The 24480-nt window shown below is 65.7% G+C and carries 23 protein-coding genes; 15 read left to right on the top strand and 8 right to left on the bottom strand.

The features are described from left to right. Positions 1-12: 12 nt before the first annotated feature. Complete coding sequence (locus AC5LXX_RS28620) at positions 13-498, bottom strand: DUF2946 family protein (protein ID WP_493411951.1); 486 nt, start codon at positions 496-498, stop codon at positions 13-15. 309 nt (positions 499-807) lie between these two features. Continuing rightward, entirely contained in the window at positions 808-1131 is a 324-nt protein-coding gene (locus AC5LXX_RS28615; RefSeq protein WP_493411950.1) for a DNA-binding protein, read from the bottom strand. A 592-nt stretch (positions 1132-1723) separates the two neighbouring features. On the opposite strand from AC5LXX_RS28615, the gene AC5LXX_RS28610 reads away from it, so the two are divergent. After that, positions 1724-2356: a LysE family translocator gene (locus AC5LXX_RS28610; RefSeq protein WP_493411949.1), complete on the top strand. Its 633-nt coding sequence runs from the start codon at positions 1724-1726 to the stop codon at positions 2354-2356. 73 nt (positions 2357-2429) lie between these two features. Here AC5LXX_RS28610 and AC5LXX_RS28605 read toward each other — a convergent pair whose 3' ends face one another. Then, positions 2430-4058: an NADP-dependent glyceraldehyde-3-phosphate dehydrogenase gene (locus AC5LXX_RS28605; RefSeq protein WP_493411948.1), complete on the bottom strand. Its 1629-nt coding sequence runs from the start codon at positions 4056-4058 to the stop codon at positions 2430-2432. 601 nt (positions 4059-4659) lie between these two features. On the opposite strand from AC5LXX_RS28605, the gene AC5LXX_RS28600 reads away from it, so the two are divergent. The 4 genes from AC5LXX_RS28600 to AC5LXX_RS28585 all read left to right on the top strand — a co-directional run bounded on the left by AC5LXX_RS28600 (position 4660) and on the right by AC5LXX_RS28585 (position 9479). Next, entirely contained in the window at positions 4660-5697 is a 1038-nt protein-coding gene (locus tag AC5LXX_RS28600; protein WP_493411947.1) for an ankyrin repeat domain-containing protein, read from the top strand. 140 nt (positions 5698-5837) lie between these two features. Then, on the top strand, positions 5838-6203 hold the full coding sequence (locus tag AC5LXX_RS28595; RefSeq protein WP_493403978.1) for a hypothetical protein: 366 nt from the start codon (positions 5838-5840) through the stop codon (positions 6201-6203). A gap of 585 nt (positions 6204-6788) precedes the next feature. Continuing rightward, complete coding sequence (locus AC5LXX_RS28590) at positions 6789-8918, top strand: TonB-dependent receptor (protein WP_493411946.1); 2130 nt, start codon at positions 6789-6791, stop codon at positions 8916-8918. A gap of 27 nt (positions 8919-8945) precedes the next feature. Next, positions 8946-9479 (top strand): hypothetical protein, encoded by a 534-nt coding sequence (locus tag AC5LXX_RS28585; RefSeq protein ID WP_493411945.1) that lies wholly within the window; start codon positions 8946-8948, stop codon positions 9477-9479. Positions 9480-9498: 19 nt separating this feature from the next. Here the strand turns inward: AC5LXX_RS28585 and AC5LXX_RS28580 are convergent, their stop codons facing one another. Continuing rightward, a complete protein-coding gene (locus AC5LXX_RS28580) occupies positions 9499-10446 on the bottom strand; it encodes a LysR family transcriptional regulator (protein WP_493411944.1) in 948 nt (315 codons plus the stop codon). 226 nt (positions 10447-10672) lie between these two features. Between AC5LXX_RS28580 and AC5LXX_RS28575 the strand changes: the two genes are divergently transcribed. Next, positions 10673-11701 (top strand): DUF1338 domain-containing protein, encoded by a 1029-nt coding sequence (locus AC5LXX_RS28575; protein WP_124451535.1) that lies wholly within the window; start codon positions 10673-10675, stop codon positions 11699-11701. Between the two features lie 359 nt (positions 11702-12060). Here AC5LXX_RS28575 and AC5LXX_RS28570 read toward each other — a convergent pair whose 3' ends face one another. The 3 genes from AC5LXX_RS28570 to AC5LXX_RS28560 form a co-directional block, all read right to left on the bottom strand. Beyond that, the gene (locus AC5LXX_RS28570; protein WP_096475163.1) at positions 12061-12258 is read right to left on the bottom strand and encodes a CsbD family protein; all 198 of its coding nucleotides are present in this window, start codon (positions 12256-12258) and stop codon (positions 12061-12063) included. A gap of 53 nt (positions 12259-12311) precedes the next feature. Continuing rightward, positions 12312-12662, bottom strand: coding sequence for a BON domain-containing protein (locus AC5LXX_RS28565; RefSeq protein ID WP_493411943.1), 351 nt, complete (start codon positions 12660-12662; stop codon positions 12312-12314). A 61-nt stretch (positions 12663-12723) separates the two neighbouring features. Then, complete coding sequence (locus tag AC5LXX_RS28560; RefSeq protein WP_185658161.1) at positions 12724-12888, bottom strand: hypothetical protein; 165 nt, start codon at positions 12886-12888, stop codon at positions 12724-12726. 382 nt (positions 12889-13270) lie between these two features. Here AC5LXX_RS28560 and AC5LXX_RS28555 point away from each other — a divergent pair, with 382 nt between their 5' ends. The 4 genes from AC5LXX_RS28555 to AC5LXX_RS28540 all read left to right on the top strand — a co-directional run bounded on the left by AC5LXX_RS28555 (position 13271) and on the right by AC5LXX_RS28540 (position 18072). After that, entirely contained in the window at positions 13271-14827 is a 1557-nt protein-coding gene (locus AC5LXX_RS28555; RefSeq protein ID WP_493411942.1) for a PAS domain S-box protein, read from the top strand. Positions 14828-14967: 140 nt separating this feature from the next. Beyond that, the gene (locus AC5LXX_RS28550) at positions 14968-15159 is read left to right on the top strand and encodes a CsbD family protein (protein ID WP_124451529.1); all 192 of its coding nucleotides are present in this window, start codon (positions 14968-14970) and stop codon (positions 15157-15159) included. 424 nt (positions 15160-15583) lie between these two features. After that, entirely contained in the window at positions 15584-16735 is a 1152-nt protein-coding gene (locus AC5LXX_RS28545) for a branched-chain amino acid ABC transporter substrate-binding protein (RefSeq protein ID WP_493411941.1), read from the top strand. 164 nt (positions 16736-16899) lie between these two features. Next, positions 16900-18072 carry an NAD(P)/FAD-dependent oxidoreductase gene (locus tag AC5LXX_RS28540; RefSeq protein ID WP_493411940.1) on the top strand — a complete coding sequence of 391 codons (1173 nt, stop codon included), beginning with the start codon at positions 16900-16902 and terminating at the stop codon, positions 18070-18072. A 94-nt stretch (positions 18073-18166) separates the two neighbouring features. Here AC5LXX_RS28540 and AC5LXX_RS28535 read toward each other — a convergent pair whose 3' ends face one another. Next, positions 18167-19348, bottom strand: a complete 1182-nt coding sequence (locus tag AC5LXX_RS28535; protein ID WP_493411939.1) for a serine hydrolase domain-containing protein — start codon at positions 19346-19348, stop codon at positions 18167-18169. Between the two features lie 276 nt (positions 19349-19624). Here AC5LXX_RS28535 and AC5LXX_RS28530 point away from each other — a divergent pair, with 276 nt between their 5' ends. From AC5LXX_RS28530 to AC5LXX_RS28510, 5 genes are all read left to right on the top strand, one after another. Beyond that, positions 19625-20752, top strand: a complete 1128-nt coding sequence (locus tag AC5LXX_RS28530) for an aminotransferase class V-fold PLP-dependent enzyme (protein WP_493411938.1) — start codon at positions 19625-19627, stop codon at positions 20750-20752. A gap of 215 nt (positions 20753-20967) precedes the next feature. After that, complete coding sequence (locus AC5LXX_RS28525) at positions 20968-22122, top strand: DUF6136 family protein (protein WP_493411937.1); 1155 nt, start codon at positions 20968-20970, stop codon at positions 22120-22122. Positions 22123-22133: 11 nt separating this feature from the next. Next, a complete protein-coding gene (locus tag AC5LXX_RS28520) occupies positions 22134-22757 on the top strand; it encodes an ABC transporter ATP-binding protein (RefSeq protein ID WP_493411936.1) in 624 nt (207 codons plus the stop codon). 210 nt (positions 22758-22967) lie between these two features. After that, complete coding sequence (locus AC5LXX_RS28515) at positions 22968-23432, top strand: GNAT family N-acetyltransferase (protein WP_493411935.1); 465 nt, start codon at positions 22968-22970, stop codon at positions 23430-23432. Next, entirely contained in the window at positions 23368-24426 is a 1059-nt protein-coding gene (locus AC5LXX_RS28510; protein WP_493411934.1) for an AraC family transcriptional regulator, read from the top strand. Before AC5LXX_RS28515 ends, AC5LXX_RS28510 begins: the two co-directional genes overlap by 65 nt. Positions 24427-24480: the final 54 nt, after the last annotated feature.

The following is a 24480-nucleotide window of genomic DNA, read 5'->3' as shown; positions in this document are numbered from 1 at the left end:
AGGGCGGAACGTTCAGCAGAACAGAGGAGGGGCGCGGGAAGGCGGGCGATCGTCGAATCTCGATCGCACGTAAGGAAGGCTGTCGAAGTGAACGCGAAACCGTCGTGGTGCGGCGGCGGGAAACAGCAGCACCAGCAGCACGAACGACGCGAGCGCGGTGAACAGCGCGGCACCGAACGCGCACAGGTTGTCGCCGTCGCCGGAGGACGCCGTCTTGCCGCCATGCGCGTCATGCTTGAGCGCATCGACGAGCGCCAGCGCATCGTTGGCCGGCGTGATCGGTGCGCTCGCATCGAAGCGGGCGGCCAGCGCGGCGACGCTGACGATCAGCGGGCCGCGCCCCGAACACAGCACCACCGAGCCCGCATCCGGACCGTCCGGATCGAGCATCACGGCGCCCGACATCAGCGCGCGGGACAGCAGCGTCACGAGGAGGAGCCCCCACAGCAGCTGTCGCGCGACGCCGGGCCGAAGCAGGAAGCGGCGAAGTGCGTTCATGGCGCGCGATTGTACATCCGTTTGCGCGGAGGGGGCGGCGCGCGGCGCTGATGGGCGGGATCAGCCGTTGTGGGTTCGGAAGCGGAACGCCCGGCTGTTCCGGTCCGATTGATCCGGGGCCGGCGCGACGTTCGCGGGGCCGTACGACCAGGTGCCGTCGGCCAGTGCGGTCAGCACGATGCCCGTGTGGCCGTCGTACGGATCCGGTCGAAGTCGGCCGCGTTCACGAGGGGCATGTCGATGGACGGAATCGGGCGCGGCTGTGCCTGCCGTGATGGCCGTCCGTGGCAGCCGATGCGATGTGCCGGTTCAAGCCGGATAGGAGTCGTCCACCTTCAGGTTCGCGAGCCGGAACAGCGTGCGCAGTGTCTGCGGATGAATGTCGCGGTGCGCGGCGAGCGACGTCAGCATGAAGTCGAGCACCTTCGCGTAGCGGAGCAGCACGAGGCAGCGCGCGAGATCCGGCGTGCGGCCGCGCATGTCTTCGGCGAGCGTGACCATTTGCGTCGACAGCGTGCGCGCCATCTCGAGTTCCATCTGCTGTTTTTCGGTCCAGTCGGGCAGCGGCTGTTCGAGCACCTTCGCGAGGAAGAGCTGGAACGACGTATCGGACGAGTTGGGCTGCGCATCCATGAAGAGCCTCGTGCGTGTGCGGATCGTTCGGGCGCATCCGTGGACGCGCCCGTGGGTGGATGTGTGTCCGCGCTTTGATCGGCGCGGTGCTCACCCGAACGGAATGCAGGTTCCGTACCAGCGTCGCCAGACGATTGTTGAGCAATGTTGAGCCGCGTTAAGACGACGTCGGCGAGTCCCGCCGGTACTGGATCGCGGCGGCGGTCGAGGAAGGCATCCATACGCGCGGCGCGACGTGCGCCGGAGAGGCAGGACCGATCGACGAAGCGAAATGCTTCAGGGATGTAACGTAACGCGCGAATGAAACCCGTCGCCCGACTCTGCCGACGGACGGCCGGGACGATGCGTTTCGCACGTCCCGGCCGCGCCCGACGTGCGTTCGCCGGTGCTGAATGCCGGAAAGCGGGCGCCATTCGTCGTACGGCGGAAACCGGCCGCGAATGCACCGGGTGTTTCAAAACCGAGACGTTTACGTGAGGGACGACCCGGGTGTATGGCTGCGAAACTGGCCCAGCGAATTGCCGACCAACTGTCCATGGGCAGACGGCGCGGGTTTGCCAACAATCTCCGGATCATCCCCGCGAGGTTCGCCATGAGCGTCCATGCCTTCTTCTCCGCCAACCTGCTGCTTGCCTATACCGCCTATTTCATCGGCACGGCCAGCCCCGGGCCGAGCAATCTCGCGATCATGTCGGTCGCCGCGAACCAGGGCCGCAAGGCGGCGTTCGCGTTCGCGCTCGGCGTGATTTCGGGGGCGATGTTCTGGGCGACGATCGCGGCGCTCGGCGTCTCGGCCGCGCTGCTCGCGTGGTCGAAGCTGCTGGTCGCGATCAAGGTCTTCGGCGGGCTGTACCTGCTGTGGCTCGCGTTCAAGTCGGGGCGCACGGCGCTGTCGGGCCCGCCGCCGGCAGCGGCGAACGCGGCACGCGAGCAGCGGCTGTCGCGCTTCTACGTGCGCGGCGCGATGCTGCACCTGACCAATCCGAAGGCGATCCTCGTGTGGGTATCGATCGTCGCGCTGTCGTCGAACGGCGCGGGTGCGTCGCACGGCGCCATCGTGCCGGGCTGTCTGGTGATCGGCAGCCTGGTGTTCGGCGGCTATGCGCTCGTGTTCTCGATGGACGGCGCGCGCCGGCTGTACGTGCGCGGCCGGCGTGCGATGGAGGCGTGTCTGGCCGTGGTGTTCGGCGTGGCGGGCGTTCGGCTGCTGGTGACGAACGTCTAGCCGCGCGATGCGTGTGTGAAACCCTCCGCCGCACCGACGTGCGACGGAGGCGCCGGCATCGATCAACCTGGCGTCAGAAAATGAAGCCCGTGTTGATGAACTTCGAGTGGTGATCCGACACGATCGAATCGAGCAACTGCTTGCTGCTGTCGGTCTGCTTCGCGGCGACCATCGAGCGGATCGAGAACGCGCGCAGCGCGTCGCTCACCGACAGCGTGCCTTCCGCCGAATCCTTGCGGCCCGCGAACGGGAACACGTCGGGCCCGCGCTGGCACTGGCAGTTGATGTTCACGCGGCACACCTGGTTCACGAGCGGATCGACGAGCGCGCCGATCTGCGCCGGATCGGAACCGAAGATGCTGACCTGCTGGCCGTGATCCGACGTCGTCACGTAGTCGAGCGCGGTCTCGACGTCGTCGAACGGCGCGACCGGAATGATCGGCCCGAACTGCTCCTCGCGATACAGCTTCATCCCTTCCGACACCGGATACACGACAGCCGGGTAGAACAGCGTCTTGCTGAACTCGCCGCCCGAATGATTGACGACCTGCGCGCCCTTGGCCTCGGCATCGTCGATCGCATCCGTCATGTAGGCCGTGCGATGCATGCCCGGCAGCGGCGTGATGCTGACGCCTTTCTCCCACGGCATGCCGATCTTCAGCTGTTCGAGCGCGGCGGTGAAGCGCTTCAGGAATTCGTCGACGATCGAGCGATGCACGAGCAGCATCTTCAGCGCGGTGCAGCGCTGGCCGTTGAACGACAGCGCACCGAGCAGACACTCCTTCACGGTGAGATCGAGATCGGCGTCGGGCAGCACGATCGCCGCGTTCTTCGCGTCGAGGCCGAGGATCGCGCGCAGCCGGTGCGACTTCGGGTGCTGCTTCTTCAGGTGATCGGCCACCTTGCTCGACCCGATCAGCGCGAGCACGTTGATCTTGCCCGACGCGAGCATGTGCGGCACGACCACCGCGCCCGGTGCATAGATCGTGTTGATCACGCCCTTCGGGAACGCGTCGCGGAACGCCTCGAGCAGCGGCTCGAACAGCAGCGTGCCGTACTGCGGCGGCTTGAACACCACGGTGTTGCCCATCAGCAGCGCGGGGATCAGCGTCGCGAAAGTTTCGTTCAGCGGATAGTTGTACGGACCCATGCACAGCACGACGCCGAGCGGCGTGCGGCGGATCTGGCCGATCGTGCCTTCCGCGATCACGAAGCGCGAGTTCGCGTTGTCGAGTTCCTTCAGCGCATCGATCGTCTGCGTCATGTACGTGACGGTGCGATCGAACTCCTTCTGCGAATCGGCGAGGCTCTTGCCGATCTCCCACATGATCAGGTTCACGACGAGTTCGCGCTGCGCGACCATCCGCTTGATGAAGTCCTGCATGCATGCGATGCGCTGCTCGACCTTCATCGTCGGCCACTCGCCGCGGCCGGCATCGTACGCGCGCACCGCGGCATCGAGCGCCGCGTCGCTTTCCGTTTCGCCCATCACCGGGTAGCTGCCGATCTCGACCTGCTCGACGCTGCCGTCCGCCTGCCGCACGCACACGGGCGACAGCACGGTCTTGGTCGCACCGTCCCACGGTCGCAATTCGCCGTCGACGAGCGACACGCGCTGGTGGATCGGTGCAGTGAGCCGGAACTCGGCGGGGATGTCCTGATAGGCGGGAAACAGCTGCTGCAGGGAGGCGGAATCGGGCATGACGGTCTCGTTTGACGGGGTGTCCTGGAAGGACGGGCGATGCGAATCCTGAGCTGAATGATCCTCGATCCTGAATCGGCATGATGACGCGCACACGGCGATGCGTCACGCGGGAACCTGGCCGAATCAATCAATGGAACCAGTTCCATTAAAAAGGAACGCCGTCGCGAATGCAAGAATTGCCGAATCGCATCGCGCGAGTCGTAAGCATTCAGAAAGACTGTTGCCGAATGACCGGTATAACGTGCCTGGTGCGCTCGCAAACGTTTCACTCTGACCGGATTGAGCGGATAATGGCGCGGCGCGGCGAAGAAAAAAAATGAAGTGAGCCTGAGAGCAGACGTAGTGAAGAACGAAAGTAGGTCCGCCGCGATGCCGATGCGAGGTCGGCTGCCCGGAGCGCCGGGTCGGGGTTGCCCGGTCCGGCGCGCGCCGGACTTTTGCAGCGGCCCACACGAGTCTCTTCCCATCCTCGTCGTCCTGGTTGCTTTCCCGTCCCGGCTTTGGAAATTATCGCGCGAACGTTGCGCGTGTGCGGTGTTTCGTCGATCATGTCGGCGCGCGACAGCGCCACGAATACACAACGATACTGAGAGCGTTCATGCGGGCAAGAACGAAAAGAACCGCTGCCGTGCTGGCGCGGGGGATGGCGTGCCTGTGCGTCGGAATGGCGTTGTCCGGTGCGAGCTACGCGCTGGAAGGCAAGGAATGGAAGCTGATGGTCGCCATGGGCGACTACGCGGTGGATAAAACCCCGCGGAACCTGGCGCGCGTCAGCGCGCTGCTCAAGCAGGGCGCGCATCCGTATGACAAGACGGCGAAGCAGCGCTATGCGATGCCGGATGCCGAACTCACGCCGATGGGGCTGGCCGTCGTCAGCCAGGTGCCGGACGTCGTTGCATTGTTCATCACGTCCGGCGTTGCGATCAACATGCCGATGTCGCCCAAGGGCTGGACGCTGCTGACGTACGCGATCAGCAACGCGACGCTCGGCGAACTCAAGCCCGGCCAGCTCGAAACGATCCGCCTGCTGATCGGCGCGGGCGCGAACGTCAACGCGATCGCGCCGAGCGGCGAGCCGCCGCTGGTGATGGCCGCGAATGCGTACACCCCTTCGCCCGAGCTCATCCGGATGCTGCTGAAGTCCGGCGCCGATGCCCGCGCCGTCGACCCGAACGGATACACGGTGCTGACCGGACGCTCGGCATCCGATCTCGACGTGCTCAAGCTGCTGGTTGACGCCGGCGCCAATCCGTACGCGCATGCGAAGACCGGACAGTCGCCGCTCAGCTTCGTGTGCGAGCGACGCTACGAACTGGACGGGCAGCCCGACCCGACCGCGGCCGAGCGCATCGCGATCCTGCATGAACCCGGCACGCCGATCGAGCCGCAACGGGGCGAGCAACGCGCCCGTTGGGGCGAGACGCCGCTGCTGCGCGCGGCGATCGTGCACAACCCTGACTGCGTGAAGGCGCTTCTCGATGCCGGCGCGGATCCGGATGCGCCCGCGCTGATCGGCGCGGGCAAGGATGACGCCACCGGCACCGTGCGCGAAGCCGTCGTGCGCGGCGCGAAGGCGACGCCCGACGTGTATGACCACCGTGCCGTCGCACTGATCGAAGCAGCCCCACGCAAATAGCCGTCATGCCGTGCGCGTCGTGCGCCGTCGTGTTGCCCATGGGGCGGACACGGGGCGCGTGCGTGCAGGGCCGTCGTGTTCCTCCGGCGCGCTAGCGCCATCTTTTTCGAAACACTGTTCAACCACGGAGAATCCAGACAATGAAACGAATCGCACTTGCCGCGCTCGCGCTGACGATCGCTTCGGGCGCCATGGCCGCGAAAGGCGAGCTCAAGGTATCGGCCGCGCAGATGATCGAGGCTTATACGGGTTCGGGCGGCGACAAGTATTTCGACCAGCCGGTCGCGCTGACGGGCACGCTGCTCAGTCTCGAGCAGGGCTTTACGGGCAAGACGCTGGCGAATATCGGCGAAGACGCGGATGCCGATCAGGCGGTGCGCGCGTCGTTTGTCGATGCGGCGGCCGAGCAGAAGGCGCAGCGGCTGGTCGGCAAGCGCGTCACGCTGCATTGCGTGGGCGATTTTGCATCGGGGATCGCGACCGTCCGCGACTGCCGCCTGAAGTAAGACCGGGCGTCGACGGGCCGCGACGGCCCGTCGACGCACCGGCGAGATGTCGCGATGGCTCGCATCATTCGACGTCCTCGTCGTCTTCCTCATCGGCGTCGTTCGCATCGCCCTCCGGCGCCGCATACGCGCTCGCCAGGTCGGCTTGCCGTCGTGGATCGCGGCCCGAAGTGCGTGTCCTCGAACGACGCATCCCAAGCAGCCCTTCGATCCCTGGGGTCACAACGCACCGCGTCCGCTCAATTTCTTTCGATTTCTTTACGAAGTCCGCGCGTCAATGCGCAAAACTGAAAGTATTTCGTCAGGAATCCACAGTGTCAGCCGGATGTTCGTTGCACGAAGGCGACATGTTGGAAATTGACTAATAACGCGAATCATTCTCGTTTAATATTTCGCTCCGTTACGAGCCGTGACGCGTCGCAATGGCGTTTTCGTGCCGGGCATGCCGGCCGGTGCGACGGGGCGATTCTCTCTGCGCCGTCCGTTGTGCGTAGACACGCGTCCGCGTGTCGATTCGCCGGCTGATGAACCTGCGTCGCCGCCCGCGTTTGCGCTCGCCGTTTTCTCTCTGCCTTTACTTCAACGATGAAATTCAACAAGAGCGCGTGCCACGTCCTTCTGATCGCCTCGTCGCTGGCCGGCACACGCGCCGCCTGCGCGCAGGCAAGCGATACCGCGGCAACCCTGCCCGCGATTTCCGTCAACGCGGCCGCCGAGCATGCGTCGTACGACGGCGGTCATTCGCGCGCGGCGACCAAGACCGACATGTCGCTGATGGACGTGCCGCAGACCGTGAACGTCGTGCCGCACGCGGTGATCGAGGATCAGAACGCGACGTCGCTGCAGGACGCGCTGCGCAACGTGCCAGGCGTCGGCTTCTCGGTCGGCGACGGCCAGCGCGACCAGATCACGATCCGCGGCTTCAACAGCATCACGGACCAGTATGTCGACGGCATTCGCGACGACGCGCTGTACTACCGCGACCTGTCGAACGTCGATCGCGTCGAGGTGCTGAAGGGGCCGGCGGCTGTGCTGTACGGGCGCGGCTCGGCGGGCGGCATCGTGAATCGCGTACTGAAGCGGCCGCAGGCGAACCCGGTGAACGACGTGGGCGTGACGCTCGGCACGCGCGGCGAGCGGCGCGGCGAATTCGACCTCGGCTGGAACGCGAACGACGCGGCGCGCTTCCGCATCACCGGCGCGGCCGAGAACTCGAACAGCTTCCGCGACCAGTTCCAGCTGAACCGCCAGGCGATCGCGCCGTCCGCGCAGTTCAAGCTCGACAGCAACACGGTGCTGAACGTCGAATTCGACTACCTGCACGACCGCCGCACGTCCGACCAGGGTCTGCCCGCCTATCGCGGCCGGCCGGTCGACGTGCCGATCAACACGTACTACGGTTCGGCCGACGGGGTGAACAGTTCGTACAACGACGTCTCCGCGAAGAGCGCGACGGTGTCGCTCGATCACCGCTTCGACGATTCGCTGTCGTTCCACGGCGCGATCCGCGCGTACGACTTCTCGCTCGAGCGGAAGAACTACGTGAACTACGAGCCGATCAAGACCGCCGCGCATCCGGTCGTGACGCTCGACCAGTCGACGCGCCAGCGCACCGATCACGGCATCGACGGGCTGTTCGAACTGACGCAGAAGACCTCGCTGTTCGGCATGCACCACGAGCTGCTGTACGGGCTCGAACTGTCGCAGCAGCAGAAGTTCGACACGATCTACAGCGTGACGAAGGTCGCGACCTACGATTTGTTCAATCCGCAGCAGGTGGTGCTGCCCGGCGTGCCGACCGGCGCGCGGGCCAAGACGAACGCGTCGACGGTGGTCGGGCTCGCGGGCGTCTACGCGCAGGACCTGATCTCGCTGACCGAACACTGGAAAGTGCTCGCCGGCCTGCGCTTCGACTACCTGAACCAGATCCGCCACGACTACACGTCGTCGAACGTCAACCTCGACCGTACCGATCACGCGTGGAGCCCGCGCGTCGGGCTGATCTACGAACCGCTCGACTGGCTGACGCTGTACGGTTCGTTCAGCCAGTCGTTCTCGCCGCTCGCCGATACGCTGATCAGCTCCGGCGCGTACGCGAACGGCGCCGCGCTCGCGCCGCAGAAGACCACCGCGTATGAAGTCGGCTCGCGCTTCGACCTCGGCGGCAAGGCGACGGCCAGCGTCGCGCTGTTCGACATGCGCCAGACCAACCAGCAGATCGGCGATCCGGCGAACCCCGGCTATGCGCTGCCGATCGGCACGCAGCACGTGCGCGGGATGGAACTTGGCTTTACCGGCGAGATCGCGCCGAAGTGGTCGGTGTATGCGGGGTATGCGTACCTGAACGGCACGGTCGACGGTTCCGCGCAATCGACGGCGGCCGGCCTCGCGGTGTCGAGCAACACGCCGGGGCTGATGCCGCGCCACAGTGCGAACCTGTGGCTCAAGCGTGAGTTGCCGTATGGTTTCTACGCGGCGGCCGGCATGCAGTTCCAGTCGGCGCGCTACGCGTCGGCGAGCGATCTCGTCACGCTGCCGTCGTTCACGGTGTTCAACCTGGGTGCCGGGTATCGCAGCAAGAAGGTCGACGTGACGCTCACGCTCGACAACCTGTTCAATCGCCGCTACTTCATCGCCGCGCACGGCAATGCGGACCTCTACAACATGCCCGGCGATCCGCGCACGCTGACCGCCACGGTGAAGTGGCACATGTAATGCACGTGCGGCATGCGCCGGGTGACAATGCGGGGCTTCGTCACGATGACCCGCCCCTCACTGCCCATGATCCGCCAATCGATTGATGTGTCGAGCCTGACCGGCCGCGCCCGCGTGCTGTGCACCGTCTTGTGGCTGGCTTGCGGCGCGGCCGCGGCGCACGCGCAGACGATTCCGGCCGACGCCGAACCCGAATGCCATTCGGTGTACGTCGGCCGTGCGATCACGTTGTCGGGCCGTTACGTAGTGGATTACGGCGACGAAGAGAGCGGAGAGGACGTGTGGTTCGAGGAGGACGACGCATCGGCGCGGCGCCTGCCGGACCGTTCGCAACGCGCGGGGGTGATCCGGTTCACGAACCAGCGCGACGCTCGGCGCAGTCTGCGGCTGCCCGCCGCGCAACCCGAAGGCGTGTGTCGCTTCGACGGGCGCGCGACGCTCGTGATTCGCGATCTGGAAACCGTGTGCCCGGGGCTGGAGGAGCCCGATCACGCGCGGCTGGTGAAGGTCGTGAAGGCCCGCCCGCCGACGCGACATGCGTGCGAGGCCACCGCGCCATGAGGCTGGCTCGACCGCGCCGTTACTCGACGTCCTCGTCATCCTCCAGATCGACATCGTCCTCCGCGCCCTCCGGCGCCGCATACGCGCTCGCCTGTTCGAGCAGCCAGCCGCGGAACAGCTCCAGCGGCTTGCTGTGGCTGAGTTCCGTCGGATACACGAGGTAGTACGCGGAATCGCCGACCGTCGCCGCGTCGCACGGCACGATCAGGCCGAGCTGCTGCAGCTGTTCCTCGACGAAGAACTTCGGCACGAGCGCGATCCCGAGCCCCGCCGCGGCCGCGCTGATCAGCATCGTGTGCAGTTCGTAGCGCACGCCCTGCATCGTGCGGATGTCCTCGACGCCGTGCGTCTCGAACCACTGCGCCCACGCGCCCGGGCGCGTCGTCGAGTGCAGCAGCGGATACGCGAGCAGATCCTCGACGCGCTCGACGGGCCCGTCGAGCAGCGCGGGCGAGCAGATCGGCACGACTTCCTCGCCGAACAGGTAGTCGGACGACGTACCGGGCCAGGTCGGCTTGCCGTAGTGGATCGCAGCCTCGAAGTGCGTGTCCTCGAACGAGAACAGGTCGGTGCGGCTGCCCATGTTCACGCGCACGTCGGGCGTGCGGTCGTAGAAGCTCTTGATGCGCGGGATCAGCCAGTGCGACGCGAAGGTCGGCAGCACCGCGAGCTCCAGGTAGCCGCCGCCGCTGCCGTGCGCGATGATCGACAGCGTGTCGCGGTCGAGCGTTTCCAGCGCACGCCGCACCTGCGTGCCGTACAGCTTGCCGGCGCGCGTCAGCACGACACGCTGCTTCACGCGGGCGAACAGCCGCACGCCGAGGCTCGCTTCGAGCGTCGCGATCTGCCGCGATACCGCGCTTTCGGTCAGGAACAGCTCCTTGGCCGCATGCGTGAAGCTCTCGTGGCGGGCGGCGGCTTCGAAGGCCACGAGCGCACCCATGTTGGGGATCTTGAATTTACGCATGATGTTCGATTCGTCTGACGATCAGGCCCGCACGGCACAAGGCGGAAGGCGGAGCAGGGGAGCGGCCAATAATTCCAAAAACTCATCACATGTCAATTTAATCTCGCTTTACGCCCGGCTGCAACCCTTTGAATAATGCTCCCCACGCAAGGTCAGGCGCCCGTGGGGCGGCCGGCCGACGAGTTGCCGGCACGTTTGCCGGCGGTCCCCCGAGACGAGAATCCTGATGCGCAATCCGAATATCGAGAGCTTGCTGACGAAGCTGCTGGGACAGGCGAAGACCGACGCCCTGTTCTCGACCCTGAACATGCCGGCCATCCTCGAAGAATGGGAAGACGGCGTCGTGACGCGCGCGGAAATCGCGCAAGCGATGAACATGGCGCTGTTCGAAGGGCTGCTCGAGCGTTCGGCGAACGGCCGCGCGTACACGGCCGAAGCGATCGAAAACGGTGGCTCGGTCTATTTCGACCACGGCGCGCTGCGCACGGTGCGCTGGCCGCACACGGGCGCGCTGCCGCCGGGCGAGGCCGCGTTCACGCGCATCCTGCGTCCGCTCGGCTTCCGCCTGAACGGCCGTTACCCGCTCGACAAGCTCGGCATGACGGGCCGCGCGTATGCGCATGAAGACGCACCGGACGAAATCGCGCAGTTCTTCGTCAGCGAACTGCATCCGGAACGTTTCTCGAAGGAATTCCAGCAGGCCGTGACGAACGTCGTCAGCTCGTCGCGCGATCCGCTGTCGCCGGCGGCCGTCGCGCTGCTGTGGGAAGTCGAGCGCGAAGGCTGGCTGCCGCTGGACGCCGCGCACGCGCTGCTGCCGGAAATCGTCGGCGCGTTCGCGCGCCAGCATGACCTGCCGAACGAACTCGACTACGAAACGCTGCTGATGGAATCGGCGGAAATGGCGTGGATCTCGACCGAAGGCAACGCGTTCAACCACGCGACCGACCGCGTCGCCGATGTCTTCAAGCTGTCCGACGACGAGAAGGCGAAGGGCCGTCCGATGAAGCCGGAAGTCGAGCGTTCGCGCTCGGGCCGCGTGTTCCAGACCGCGTATCGCGCCGACACCGTCGAGCGCGAGTTCCGCACGCGCGACGGCGGCACGGTGAAGCGCAACGTGCCGGGCTCGTTCTACGAGTTCATCACGCGCAAGCGCACGTTCGACCAGGCGGCGCGCCGCTGGGTGACCGACCTGCGTTTCGATGCAGGCAACGCGCAAGGCATCTTCAAGATGACGGCGAACGCGGCGAAGTAACGTCGGGAGGGCGGTGCGACTTGCACCGCCGAAGATGGGCCAAGCGGATCGGGCAGGGTGTGCATGCGTCCTGCCCGATTTGCGTTGGATGGACGCGATGCGGTGCAACGCGCGTGCGTTCGCGCGCAGCGGCGGTTCGCCGTGTCGCGGTCGATCGCGGAGTCGGGAAGATGGGGGAAGCGAGGGCGGCGGGCGTGTGCCGTGCGCCTCGCCGTCAGAAGACGTGCGTGATCAGATAGAACAGCACCAGCAGCCCGAACGGCACGCCGAGCAGCCAGGCGATCAGGTATTTGCCCATGTCGTGGTCCTGATGGCCGCGACGCCAGGAGCGCCGCGGCGGGTTGAGATGGCCGGTTGCGTTACAGCTCGCGATCGAATTCCTTCAACTGCTTCTCGGCTGCGTCGCGGGCGATGCCGTAACGCTCCTGGATCTTCCCGGCCAGATAGTCGCGATTGCCTTCGGCGACCGCGAGATCGTCGTCGGTCAGCTTGCCCCACTTGGCCTTCAGCTTGCCGGTGATCTGCTTCCACTGGCCCTTGATCTTGTCCTCGTTCATGGTCTGCTCCTTTCGTAAGGGGAGAAAAGTGCGGCGGTCGGCCGCGGGGTAGCTCAGGCCTTCGCCTTCAGGCCGGATGCGTCGACGTGCTTCACGCCCTTTACGGCGCGCGTCACGGCGATCGCCTTCTTTACAGCGATCTTCGTCGGCAGCACGCCCGTGAGCGTGACGACGCCGTCGACCGTCTTCACGCTGACGTCGACGCTCTTCACGCCGTCGGTGGTCGCGAGTTCACCCTTCACCTTGGTCGTGATCCAGGTGTCGGTGACGGGCTGGTTGGATTCGGCCGTCATGCCGCTGTCGGTCGACGAGGCCTGTGCGTGCGCGTTCGTGAGCGGTGCGGCGGAAAGCAGGAAGGCCGCGCTGGCGGCGAGCAGCGTCGAAAGGTGCGAGGTCTTGTTCATTGGCGTTCTCCTTCGATTGGCGTGATGAATGGATCAGTCGTCGAGCATGGATCGTGCCGCGCTACCGGGCGATCGGCGTGTCGTAGCCGGGTTCGCGCGGCGGCATGTCCGGGCGCGGCACGTCGGGCGGCAGCGGCACCGGCGGATCGGTGCCGGGCGGCGGCTCGGGCGGGTTGTCCGGGGCCGGCTCGGGCCGCGTCGGATCGGGTGTCTGATGCTGCTTCATCCGGTTGTCCTCCTCTGCGGTATGAAAAGGCAGCGCATGAGCGCCGATGCAGTACCAGCGTACCGACGCGAACGCGAGCGGACATCGCGCAAATTCACCGGATCGCCTAGTGCGTTTGCACGGGGACGGAACGGTCGGGCGGGAACGGGAAATGCATCATGACCCGGGCAACGCGGGGCGACCGGCGCGCAGGCCGCGCTGCGCCGCTCGGCGGGGCACCGCACGATGCCAGCGCGGCGTGCGAATGTACTATCGGGGGTAGTGCATCCGCGTCTGTCGCGCCCTTGCGTGGTACGCGATCATCGCGGCACGCACCGGCGGGGTGTGGCCGGTGCAACGGGCGAGCGGCCGGCGGTCATGTTGACGACAGGGACACGATTCGATGAACGAACAAGTAAACGAACAGGCGCTGAAGACGCATACCGACCGGCGCCAACTGCATCAGATCATCGCGGGGCTCACCGAGGGCGTGATCCTGGTCGAGCCCGACCAGCGGATCGTCTGGGCGAACGAGGCCGCGCTCGCGATGCACGGCGTGACCGAGCTGGAGGCGCTCGGCGCGGACGTCACCGAATACCGCGAGCGCTTCCGGCTGCGCTACCGGAACAACCATCCGGTGCGCGACGGCCACTATCCGATGGATCGCGTGATCGCCGGCGAGGAGTTCAGCGACGTGACGGTCGAAGTCGAATCGGCCGCCGACGAAACCGTGAGCTGGGTTCACCGCATCCGCAGCCTCGTGCTGACGAACGCGGCGGGCGAACCCGATTGCCTCGCGCTCGTGCTGCACGACGCGACCGAATGGGCGAGCGCCGAGGAGCGCTTCGAGCGCACCTTCAACGCGAACCCGGCGCCGGCCGTGATCTGCCGGCTCGACGACTTGCGCTACGTGAAGGTCAACCAGGGCTTTCTCGACCTGACGGGCCATGCGCGCGACGACGTGCTCGGCCGCTCGGTGTACGAAATCGATGTGCTCGAACAGGCCGAGCGGCGCGACCTCGCGATCGAGCGGCTCGGCGAAGGCGCGACGATCCCGCAGATGGAAGCCGTGCTGAAAGTCGCGGACGGCAGCACGAAGGCCGTGGTCGTCGCCGGGCAGCCGATCGACATGAACGACGAGGCATGCATGCTGTTCACGTTCATGGATCTCGAGCCGCGCAAGCAGGCCGAGCGCGCGCTGAAGCAAAGCGAGGAACGCTTCGCGACGGCCTTCCGGATGGCGCCGGTCGCGACCGCGATCGTCACGGCCGACCGCTTCGAACTGCTCGACGTGAACGGTGCGTTCGCCGCGATGACGGGCCATGCGCAGGACGACCTGCTCGGCAAGTCGGCGGACGAGATCGGGCTGTGGGCCGAGCACGGTGCGTGGCCGCGCATCGAAGGCCGGCTCGCACGCGACGGCAGCGTGCGCAACGCGGACGTGCAGATCCGCACGCGCGATGGCGACGTACGCGATTGCGTCGTGTCGGCCGACCCCGTCGCGATTCACGGCCGCGACTGCCTGCTCGTCGCGCTGCTCGACATCAGCGATCGCAAGCGTACCGAGATGGAACTCGTCTATGCGATCGAGACGGCGATGCAGGATGCGTCGTGGTTCAGCCGCACGCTGATCGAGAAGCTCGCGAACGTGCGGCGCGCGAATGCGCCGGACGCGGGCGCGCAGCTGTCCGACCTGACCGCACGCGAGCGCGACGTGTTCGACCTGCTGTGCCACGGCCTCGCCGACAAGGAGATCGCGGGCCGCCTCGGCCTCGCGCCGAACACCGTGCGCAACCACGTCGCGACGATCTACGCGAAGCTCGACGTGCACAGCCGCGGCGAGGCGATCGTGTGGGCGCGCGAGCGCGGGATCGTCGGTGCGGCCGAGGTGAACGGTGCGCGCGGCGACAAGGGCGGCGAGAAGGGGGCCGACAAGGGCGGCGCGAAGGGCAAGGACTGACGCCGACGGTACGAATGCACCACGCACATTGGTGCATCCGCATCTACCGCCTGCGGCATTCGCTTGCGATCCTGTCCACTCGGCGGTGCGGCGCAGGCCGCCACATCGCCGGCTCTCCCCAACCATCGCAGGAGACGACCATGGACAGGAATCGCATCGAAGGCAAGCTCAAACAGGTCAAGGGTTCGGTCAAGGAAGCACTCGGCAAGGTGACGGGCGACCGCAAGGCGGAAGCGGAAGGCATCGCCGAACAGCAGGCCGGCAAGATCCAGGAAAAGGCCGGCGAGGCGGCCGATGCGGTGCGCAAGCACACGGGCACCGATCGGCATTGACCGACGACGCGGCGCCTGCGCGGGTACATCGCGAAGGCCGGCCGGGCCGTCGTCGCAGCGATGATGCGCGATCGGCATGACCACGGCCGGCCTTTACCCGGGGGCGCCGCCGCCGTTTCCCATTCAAGCTTTCGACCCACGGCCCGCCGCTGGGTAGCCGTGGGCCGCCCGCGAACACGGAACTTGATGACAAATCCTCACAACATAGTTCCGATATTTCGTTTGCTGCACGGGTATTGGCTACCCACAATCCATTCACCTCTTTCGCGATGAAAGGTTCTTCGGAGACGGAATCGCGGTGATCGGCCGGCCGGTCGGGCGCATCGAATGGCGCCCCGGCCGCGCAAGACGTCACCGGCGCGCAAGAGGTCGCCGACGCGCGGCAAGCGCGCGTTGCACCCCGACCCACAGAAGAAGGATTGCCATGACGTTCCGCATTCGTTCGCTTTCCGGCGTCGCATTGACTGCCGCGCTCCTCGCATTCCAGACGGGCGCGGCCCATGCGCAGGAAACGGTCGTGAAAGTCGGCGTGGCCGGCCCGTTGACGGGCGGCGGTGCCGCATACGGCAAGGACATCGAGAACGGCGTACGCATGGCGGTCGACGAAGCGAATGCCGCGCACACGACGGTCGGCGGCAAGCCGGTGAAGTTCGTGATCGCGTCGCAGGACGACCAGAGCGATCCGCGCACCGGCGTGCAGGCCGCGCAGCAGCTCGCCGATGCGCAGGTCGCCGTCGTGATCGGCCATTTCAATTCGGGCACGACGCTGCCCGCGTCGAAGATCTACGCGAAGGCCGGCATTCCGATGATCACGCCGTCGGCGACGAATCCCGACATCACGCGCGCCGGGCTCGGCACCGTGTACCGCGTGATCGCGACCGACACGCAGAACGCGGGCAACGCCGGTACGTACGCCGCGAGCGTGACGAAGGCGAAGCGCATCGCGATCATCGACGACCGTACCGCGTTCGGCCAGGGCGAAGCCGACGAATTCGAGCAGGCCGTGAAGGCGAACGGCGGCACGATCGTCGCGCGCGAATTCACGAACGACAAGGCCGTCGATTTCAGCGCGCAGCTCACGAAGATCAAGAGCACCAACGCCGATCTCGTGTTCTTCGGCGGTCTCGACGCGCAGGCCGCGATGCTCGTGAAGCGCATGCGCCAGCTCGGCATCCGCGCGCAGTTCCTGGCAGGCGGCGGCGTGATGAACGCGAACTTCATCAAGCTCGCCGGCAATGCGGCGGAAGGCGCGTCGGTGTGGGAATACGGGCAGCCGCTGTCGCGTCTCGCGAAAGGCAAGCAGTTCGAAACGAAATTCAAGCAGAAGTACGGGGTCGACATGCTCGCGTACGCGCCGTTCGCGTACGACGCGACGTGGATCGCGATCAACGCGATGCAGAAGGCGAATTCGACGAAGCCGGCCGATTTCAACGGCGCGCTGAAGGGCACGCGCTACGACGGCATCACGGGCACGATCGCGTTCACGAACACGGGCGACCTGAAGAACCCGAGCTCGACGCTGTATGAAGTGAAGAACGCCGCATGGCAGCCCGTCACGACGAAGTCGGCGGACTGAACGCAACACGCGCGAGCGGACTTTCGCGGCGATGCCGGACGTGCTGAAATAGCCGAAGCGATCGTCGGGGAAGCCTGCCCACGCGACGCCGCGCACGACGCGGCGCGAACAACCCACGGGCGCGGTCGACAGGCCGCGCCTTTCATGTGCAACCGGAGTCAGTCGTGAGTTCTCAAGTCGTCATCGTCGGCGGTGGTGTGATCGGCAGCTCGATCGCTTATTTCCTGCGTGCCACCGATCCCACGGTCGCCGTGACCGTCATCGAACGCGACCCGACCTATGCGCGCTCGTCGTCGGCGCTGTCGGCCGCGTCGATTCGCCAGCAGTTCTCGACGCCGCTGTCGATCGAGATGTCGCTGTTCGGCATCGACTTCCTGCGCACGATCGGCGAGCGGCTCGAAGTGGACGGCAACAAGCCGTCGATCGACCTGCACGAAGGCGGTTACCTGTTCCTCGCGACGCCGGCCGGCGATGCGACGCTGCGCGAGAATCATGCGTTGCAGACGAGCCTCGGCGCCGATATCCGGCTAATGGACGCCGATGCGCTGCGCGCGAAGTTTCCGTGGCTGAACGTCGACGATCTCGTGTCGGGCGCGTACGGCGTGAGCGGTGAAGGCTGGTTCGACGGCTACGGGCTCGTGCAGGCGCTGCGCAAGAAGGCGCAGGCGCTCGGCGCGCGCTACGTGCCGGCCGACGTGAAGGACGTGGTGCGCAACGGCCGCAGGATCACGCATATCGTGACGGGCGACGGCGAGCGCCATGCATGCGACACGCTCGTCAACGCGGCCGGCGCCTGGACGCGCACGCTGTCGTCGATGATGGGCATCGACATTCCCGTGTTTGCGCGGCGCCGCAGCATCTTCAACGTGTCGTCGCCGGCGAAGCTCACCGACTGCCCGCTGCTGATCGATCCGACCGGCGTGTATTTCCGGCCGGAAGGGCGCACGTATATCTGCGGCACGTCGCCGAGCCCCGATCGCGACCCGGACGACCTGCCGCTCGACGAAGTCGACCACGACCTGTTCGACGAGGTGATCTGGCCGACGCTCGCGAATCGCGTGCCGGAATTCGAGGCGCTGCGTGTCGAGAATTGCTGGTCCGGATACTACGAGTACAACGTGTTCGATCACAACGCGATCATCGGCTATCACCCGGAACTCGACAACGTCGTGTTCGCGAACGGCTACAGCGGCCACGGGCTGCAGCAAGGGCCGGCAACCGGGCGCGGCGTCAGTGAACTCATTCTGGACGGGCGTTACGACACGCTCGACCTGTCGTCGCTCGGCTGGGCGCGTGTGCTGGAAAACCGGCCGATCGTCGAAAAGAACGTCGTGTAGCGCGGCGTAACCGCCCGGAAGCGAGTGGGCGGGATTCTCCTTGTGTCTCAAACCCGTTGGCCCGACTGTGTCGGGCCTTTTTTCGTTTCGCGGGCTATCCGACGCCGTAGACGGCATCGCGCAGATCGAGCGTGTACTGGCCGTTCATTCCTTCGTAGAGCGTATTCGACAGTGACACGACGGTCAGCCCACGGGCGCGATCGACGAACCACGAATGCCCGTAGACGCCGCCCCAGCGCCACGTGCCGACGGACTCCGGCGACGCAGCCGCCTGCGGGTCGCGCAACACCGAGAACCCGATTCCGAAGCCCGCGCCGGGCAGGTCCGGCAATTCGAAGTCGCCCGTCTGCACGCGGCCCATCTCGTCGACCAGGTCGGCCGGCAGGATGGCGCCGCCGCCTGCGCGCAGCGTGTCCAGCACCGTCAGCACGTCGCCGGCCGTGCCGACCATTCCGGCACCGCCCGATGCGAACGCCTGCGCATCGAGCGCGCGCGACGGCGAGTACGTGACACCGACGAACCCTTCGTCGATGGGCACGGTTTCGTTCTCGGCGAGCCGGTGCGGCTGCGGCGTATCGTTGACGTAGGGCGTGGCGAGCCGTGCGGGATCGCGTGCGACGAAGCCCGTGTCGCGCGCCCCGAGCGGGCGCAGCACGAGTGCATCGATCGCGTCGGCGAGCGGCACGCCGCAGACGGCCTCGATCAGCGCGCCGATGACGTCGATCGACAGCGAATAGTTCCAGTTGGTGCCGGGCGCGAACAGCAGCGGCACGCTCGCGATCCGACGCAGGTTTTCGGCGAGCGTGATCGACGCGCCATCGAGCCCGTCGGACACGCCTGCACGCGCATAGGTGCCGTTCGCATCGGTCTCGTTGAATCGATAGTCGAGGCCGGCGGTATGCACGAGCAACTGACGCACCGTGATCGTCGGCACGCGGCCGTCGGGTAGCGCCGGGCGGAATTCGGGCAGCCAGCGCGTGATGTCTTCGTCGAGCGACAGCTTGCGCTGCGCGACGAGCGCCATCGCGGCCGCCGAGACGATCGGCTTCGTGACCGACGCGAGCCGGAATTGCGTGTCCTCGCGCATCGGCGTACGCGACTCGCGGTCCGCGAACCCGGCCGCGCGACGGTAGACGAGTTCGCCGTCGCGGGCGACGAGGACGACCGCGCCGACGAGGCGCTGCGCATCGAGCTGGCGGGACAGGACCGCGTCGATGCGCTCGGCGAGTGCGGGGTCGGTGGGCGACTGCAGTGACGAAGCTGAAGAGGAGGTCATCGAGGATTCCGTCGTGAGGAGTCTGATCGACATGTTATGGGCTGCCCGCCGCACGCGTCGTTAACCCTTACTCGGAACAGGGCTACGTGCGCTGCACGGGGCAGCGTTGGCGCGCATCGAACCGGATGGCGGACAAAATATGCCCCAATCGGCCGGCGGCGTTCGTTAGAATCTGCTTTCGTCGAGGAGTGACGCATTTGCATTGGTGCAGAGCAGTATCGAGTCGCAGGCGCTGCGCGCCCTGATTCCATCGTTCATCTTTCACCGGAGGCGAGCATGCCAGGTTTACTTCCCGATGTTGACCGCGAGGGCCTCCTCGAATATTCGGTGGTGTACACCGATCGCTCGGTCAACCATATGTCGCAGCGCTTCCAGGGCGTCATGCGCGACATCTCCGCCACGCTGAAAAAAGTCTACAACGCGAAGTCGGTCGCGATCGTGCCGGGCAGCGGGACGTTCGGCATGGAAGCCGTGGCGCGACAGTTCGCGACGAACAAGAAATGCCTCGTCGTCCGCAACGGCTGGTTCAGCTTTCGCTGGTCGCAGATCTTCGACATGGGCAGCATTCCGTCCGAAACGACGGTGCTGAAGGCGCGCCCGGTCGAAGCGGGGCGGCAGGCTGCGTATGCGCCGGCGCCGATCGACGAAGTGGTCGCCGCGATCCACGCAAACAAACCCGATTTCGTATTCGCGCCGCACGTCGAAACCGCGTCCGGAATCATGCTGCCCGATGCGTACCTGCGCGCGGTGGCCGACGCCGTGCATGCGGTCGGCGGCATGTTCGTGCTGGATTGCATCGCGTCGGGCACCGTGTGGGTCGACATGCAGGCCAGCGGCGTCGATATCCTGATCAGCGCGCCGCAAAAGGGCTGGAGTGCGTCGCCGTGTTGCGCGATGGTGATGTTGAGCCCGCTTGCGCGCGAGCGCATCGATTCGACGACCAGCACCAGCTTCGCATGCGATCTGCGCAAGTGGCTGCAGATCATGGAAGCCTACGAGGGCGGCGGGTTCGCGTATCACGCGACGATGCCGACCGACAGCCTCACGACGATGCGCGACGTGATGAAGGAAACCGAGGCTTATGGTTTCGATAAGGTGAAGGCCGAGCAGCTCGAGCTTGGCGAGCGCATTCGTGCGCTGCTGGCCGAGAAGGGGTTCAGGAGCGTGGCGGCGGCAGGGTTCGAGGCGCCGGGTGTCGTGGTCAGCTACACGGACGACGACGGGATTCGAACCGGGAAGAAGTTCGCGGATGTCGGCTTGCAGATCGCGGCCGGTGTGCCGCTGCAATGCGACGAGCCGGAGGACTTCAAGACCTTCCGGCTCGGGTTGTTCGGCCTCGACAAGCTGCATGATGTCGATGGCGCGGTGAAGCGGTTCTCGGAAGCGTTGAATCGGATTCTTTGACGCATGTTTCGGGCGACGCTGCGCACCGATGTCACTGTCGGTACGAGGTGCGCAGCCGTTCGTTGTCTTCGTGGCCGTCACATGACGGTCGAGCGGGTGCCGTTGCATCGTGTTGCCGATTCGGCATTCGATTCGGTGCGGAACAGGGTGTGCCGGGAAAGGGAGAGGTCATGTTGTCGTGCCGTCTGAGGTGGTATGGGCTCGCGACGTCCCGCATGCTGCGCAGGCATTGGCAGGCGCTTCTCCTGACAGTCATGCTGGTGCTGCCGGCAATGCCGGTATTTGCGCAAACCCGGATGCTCGGCGCCCCGGTGCTCGAAGCGCTCGCACCGTCACATGGCGTCGAATGGCGACTCGCCTGGGTGCATCTGCTCGAGGCCGTAGGCGTGTTATGGATTCTCGCGCAACGTACGGCCGTCACCGGCGGTCCGTTCGGCCGTTTCCTCAAGTCTTTGCCTGTTCCCGACAGCCGGCGCCGCATCGTTGACGCGATCGTCGTGCTCGTCGCGAGTACGCCGCTGTTGCTGCCCGTCGTTGCAGCCGCGGTCGCGCTGGCTTTTCTGCCGCAGAAGGCGAGCAACTATCTGTTCGTTCTGGATCTGTTCCTGATTACGTTGGGATGGCAATTGACGGCGCTGTCGCGTGGCGTGCGCAACGCGATTGCGCTGGTCGTTGCCAATGGTTTCCTCGTCGCGGGCCTTGAGGCCGAGGGGGCGTTACGCATGGTGTTGCTGATCATGCCGTTGCTGCCCGCCACGTTCGCCATCGCCCATACCGCCCCCGTGCGGGCCTCGCGGCCCGAGACGTCGCGAGCTTTCTCGCGCCGCGTCACGGGCTCCGTACGCAGCCATGTGTGGCATGGCTTTTCGCCGGTGACGAGGCTGCAGATCGGTATTCTTCGCGATCGTCTCGCCGCGACCCTCGGGCGGTGCGTAATGATGGGCCTGGTCACGGCTGCGACTTGTCTGCTGATCGGAATCTGGCATTTCGATACGCGTGCCGTCCCCCTGACGTTGATTTCGGAGGGGGCGATTGGACTGATTGCGGCAACCGCCTATCGCGATTTGCGAGCGGCGCACGCGAGGGCCGCCCACTTCATGCAATCTCTGCCGGTTGCGGCTGTCGCCAAGGTGCGGGCCGACTGGCTGACGGTCGTTGCGCTTGCGCTGCCGTTTGCTGCCGTCGTGCCGCTGCTGCTGGTGGCCCATCGCCTCCTGACGTGGTGGTCGGCGGCGGCGCTCCTGTGCGCGGGCGCGGTGCTCGCGGCATGGCTGTATCTGCCGCAACGCTATGCGTCGCGTCAGTCCGTGTTGCTCGGCATCGTCGTGATCGCGGCGTGGGTGACCGTCACCTGGAAAATTTTCGTTTGATCCACTCATCCATGCTCCGATTCGACAATCTCGGCAAACGCTACGACAAGCGCGTCATCTTCCAGGGGCTCAATTACGCGTCCGGTGCCGGATGCGTGGCGCTGTGCGATGAAAACGGCAGCGGCAAATCCACCCTGCTCGGAATTCTCGCCGGAACGATCGACGCCGACGAGGGCGAGGTATGGCTCGACGGCCATTCGTTGCGCACTGCGCCGCTCGATGCGAAGTCCGTCCTGGCGTACGTGCCGGACGATTGCATGGCGTATCCGTTCCAGACCGGCCAGGCGTTTCTCGAACTCGTGGCGTCCGCCAAGAAGACGAGCGTCGATACCCGCACGCTCGATCTCGCGAACCGGTTCGGGCTCGTACCGCACCTGGAGAAGCGTTTCGAGCAGATGTCGCTCGGTACGCGTAAAAAGTTCTTCCTGACGGCGACGACGCTTGGCAAACCGGCTATCGTCATCGCGGATGAGCCGGGGAACGGGCTCGATGCCGCTGCGCGTGCCGTTCTGGTCGACCTGTTCAGGACGCTGGCAGCGGACACCGCCGTCTTCTTTTCAAGTCACGATCTGGCGCTGGTCCGTGCCTGTGAGGCAAGGATGACCAGTTTCGCGGACCTCGCAGCGACAGGTTAAGGGGCAGGGTCGCGTATCGCCGGTGCCGATCACGCCACTCAATGTCCCCGCAAGCAATCCGATGCAAAGCACCCGCAGGTATCCCATTCTGGCCACCCGTTCAGCACAAAACGGTCATCATGTCGTTCCTTGATCCGATTGCCTTGTGCGAGCGTACGATCGGGCCATGTGTCGTCGATGCGGGACGTGCTGACCGGGAAAGGAGACCAGATGCACCGCCAATTTGTCATTCGGGCCGGCCGGCCCGACGATGCGGACGCACTCACGGCGCTGGCATTTCTGTCGAAAGCGCACTGGGGCTACCCCAAAGACTGGCTGAATCTTTGGCAAGCCGATCTCACGGTGACACCCGAGATGATCGAAAGCTCGATGGCGTACGTGGCCGAAACAGAAGAACGGATCATCGGGTTCTGGGTCAGGGCTTCGACCGATTCCGATGAGCTTACGCGCGGATGGCTATTCGTTCATCCGGATCATATGGGGCAGGGCGTCGCGCGTGCGCTATGGTCCGAACTCAGGAAAGACGCCGCCGCGAGGGGAATCAGAAGCTTCGTGATCGAGGCCGATCCCAACGCCGTGCCGTTCTATATGTCGCTCGGCGCAGAGAAGATTGCCGAGAAAGAGTCGACCGTCATACCGGGCCGGTTTGTTCCGATCCTGCGGGTTCCGGTGTGATTCAGTCGCGTGCTGCGATCATCGGGGCGAGCCACCGGAATGCCATGCAGCATGCATTCTCGTATCATCTGTCCGATTCGCCGGGATCGCATCACCTGACCATCCCGCACAAGTGAAAGGACGAGCGATGAAGGACGAAGGCAGCGGCCACGGTGGCGCGATCGAGCGCTACGTGACAGCCAACCCGAAGCGTGCCGGCATCGTGTCCGTTCAAAAGAGCACCGACCCGCGCGATTACCAGAACGCACCGGGTATCGCAGCGGTCATGCCGAAAGCATTTCCCGACGGTTTCGTCGTCGCAGAGCACCAGCATCCGCGTGCACAACTCGTCTACACGACGACGGGCATTGCCGAAATCTTCACGTGCCAGTCGCTGTGGATGATCCCGCCGCATCGCGCGCTCTGGATTCCGCCCGACCTTCCGCATGCGATGCGCGCACACGGTCTCCTCGAAATGCGAACGGCGTACGTCGACCCGCATGCGTACCCGTCGGCTTATCCGAATCAACCGAGACTGGTAGAGGTGTCGCCGCTGCTGCGTGAACTGATCGTGCGCGCGTCGTCTCTCTCGATCGACGCGCATCCCGCCGGACGCGACGATCTCGTCATCCAGCTCATGCTCGCTGAAATCGAATGGTCGCCCGAGCAGCCGTTGAGGCTTCCCTCTGGCCGGGACCGGCGGCTTGCACGCGTTTGCGATGCAATCCTGTCGGATCCGGCCGATCAACGAACGCTGACGGAATGGGCCGATGAAGTCGGTGCGTCGAGCCGAACCTTGGCGCGGCTGTTCCAGGCCGAAACCGGCTTGTCGTTCAGCCAGTGGCGACAGCAGGCCCGGATTTCAGCCGCACGCCCGTTGCTGGCATCGGGTTGCTCCGTGATCGCCGTCGCGGCCGAACTGGGGTACGAAACGACGAGCGCATTCTCGACCGTGTTTCGCCGCTTCACCGGCATGACGCCGAGCGCTTACGCGAAACTGTCCGATTCCGCGTAGCAAACGTCTTACCGCAACACGCGGGATTTGGCGTGCGGGCCTATCGTGTCGGTC

This window comes from Burkholderia torrens, assembly GCF_984668525.1.
This window is presented reverse-complemented; position numbering and strand designations above follow the sequence as displayed.